This is a genomic window from Sphingobium sp. BS19 (assembly GCF_027925545.1).
Taxonomy (GTDB): domain Bacteria; phylum Pseudomonadota; class Alphaproteobacteria; order Sphingomonadales; family Sphingomonadaceae; genus Sphingobium.
Genome location: NZ_BSEF01000065.1, coordinates 1 through 2198 on the forward strand (window position 1 = coordinate 1; position 2198 = coordinate 2198).

2 protein-coding genes and 1 pseudogene are annotated in these 2198 nt (G+C 59.4%); 2 read left to right on the plus strand and 1 reads right to left on the minus strand.

Translation table 11 applies throughout. The annotated features are described in order from the left end of the window. Window positions 1–110: NAD(P)-binding protein (locus QMG56_RS23135; RefSeq protein ID WP_281825171.1), on the minus strand; the 110-nt coding region annotated here is incomplete at its 3' end. 279 nt (window positions 111–389) lie between these two features. Here QMG56_RS23135 and QMG56_RS23140 point away from each other — a divergent pair. After that, entirely contained in the window at window positions 390–629 is a 240-nt protein-coding gene (locus tag QMG56_RS23140) for a hypothetical protein (protein ID WP_281825249.1), read from the plus strand. A 100-nt stretch (window positions 630–729) separates the two neighbouring features. Next, window positions 730–1911: pseudogene (locus QMG56_RS23145) on the plus strand (acetyl-CoA C-acyltransferase). Window positions 1912–2198 lie beyond the last annotated feature (287 nt).

Below are 2198 nucleotides of genomic sequence, written 5' to 3' on the forward strand. Positions count from 1 at the left end.
GCATTGCGCTCCAACACCAGCACCTTCATTCCGGCCGCGGCAAGATAGGCTGCCGCCACCAGCGAGTTGTGTCCTGCGCCAGCCACGACGACATCGAAATCTGCGTTCATCCCTGCCCATCTCCCAATCGACCGTGGCGACAACGAAGCAAGCCATCAGTCCATTTGTTGTTCGTCAGATGCGTGCCCATCGCCCGGGGACATCGCTGAAGTCAGTCGGCTTCCTTGCATTTTTGCGGGATGATGGAAACAATCGAAGGGGCCGTGAACAACGTGTTTGCGAAATACGTACACGTCGGAGATTCCGCCAACACTATAGGCTGGGCTGGAGCCAAGTTTGAAACCCCTGCCTATCCGCAGCTTTGAAACGCTGCATAAACGGAGCAATAGATGAAAAAATCGATCAATATTTATGCCCCGGATAAAAGCAACCTCATGGAAATAGCCACCCTTGAAGCCAAGGATGGCAATCTTGTGATCAAGGGAAAGATCATGGGGAGCATGCCGATGACCGCTGTGGTCAGGCCGGAAGAAGCGCGAAAAGTCGTTTCGCTGCTTAACTGGAAACTTGTCCTGTTCCTGCTGGGCTTCCTGTTTCGGAAACCTACCGGGACGATCCCGAATAAATAAGGGAACTGGGTACGGCGCTTCATAGCGTGCGGGCATGTCCGGTTTGCGCATATGTCCGCCAACGGCACATGGTCGTCGTCCGCGCCCTGTAGGAGTTCTCATGACCGATCCGATTATCATCTCCTCCTATGCACGAACACCGATGGGGGGCTTTTAAGGCGCGCTCTCCAGCGTCACCGCCACCCGGTTGGGTTCAATCGCAGTCGAGGCGGCGGTGGAGCGTTCCGGTTGCCCCATGGGCGCCATCGACCGCATCTATATGGGCTGCGTCCTCCCGGCAGGGCTTGGTCAGGCACCAGCACGACAGGCGGCGCTGGGTGCAAACCTGCCGGAATCCATCGAAGCCACCACGATCAACAAGATGTGTGGATCAGGAATGCAGGCCGTGATCATGGCGGCAGAGGCGCTGGCTTGCCGTGGCGCGCAGGTGGTCATCGCCGGCGGGATGGAGAGCATGACCAATGCCCCCTACGCGCTGCCCAAACATCGCGGCGGCGCCCGTATCGGTCATGACCGGGTCATCGATACAATGATGATGGATGGCCTGGAAGACGCCTATGAAAAGGGCAAGGCCATGGGCGCCTTCGCGCAACGTACGGCACAGGACTATCAGTTCACTCGTGAAGCTATGGACGCTTACGCGATCGAGAGCCTCGCACGCGCCAACCATGCAATTTCCAGCGGTGCTTTTGCCGACGAGGTCGTACCGGTTTCAATCACGGGGCGTGGCGGGGAAACGTTCGTCACCCAGGACGAACAGCCGGGCAAGGCAAAGCCGGATAAGATACCGACCCTGAAGCCGGCCTTTGCCAACGACGGAACGATTACTGCCGCCAGTTCGGCGTCGATCTCCGACGGTGCCGCTGCACTGGTATTGACGCGCGAAAGTGTTGCGCAGGCACTGCACCTCAAGCGCGAAGCCCGCCTTGTCGCCACCGCCGCCCATGCCCATGCACCGGCCTTGTTCACGACCGCCCCCGTGTTCGCGATCCGCAAGGTGCTGGACAAGGCGGGATGGTCGATCGATGATGTCGACCTGTTCGAGGTCAACGAAGCTTTTGCCGCTGTCGCCATGATCGCGAAACATGACCTCGCGATTCCGCACGACAAGATCAACGTCAATGGCGGTGCCACTGCACTTGGCCATCCCATCGGTTCCAGCGGCGCGCGTATCATCGTCACCTTGATCGCAGCGCTCAAGGCACGCGGCCTGAAGAAGGGTGTTGCCGCGCTGTGCATCGGGGGCGGCGAAGCGACCGCCGTCGCGGTAGAATTGGTTTAGGCAAAGCCGATGACCATCGAAAGTGCCCCTTTTCCGTCTACAAGCGTTGAAATGCGAAGCGATCGCGCGGGAATTGGCGGCTTGTTTCAACCAGTCGATGGGACCGACGAAGGCAGCGTCAGTGCGGACGTTGGTGGTGCCATTTGCATGGCAGCGTGGTGACCGGCCCCCACTGAGTGGTCCGTGCTGATTGTTAGTGCATTATCGCCTCCGTTGCCATTGCCGCCTGGAGGTGGAGCGAAGCGGAACCGGAGGGCGGTAATGGCGGAGAAGCCGTTTCCGGAGCC

Coding starts and splice junctions, on each gene's coding strand:
- QMG56_RS23140 (WP_281825249.1), top strand. CDS start 390: ATGAAAAAATCGATCAATATTTATGCCCCGGATAAAAGCAACCTCATG.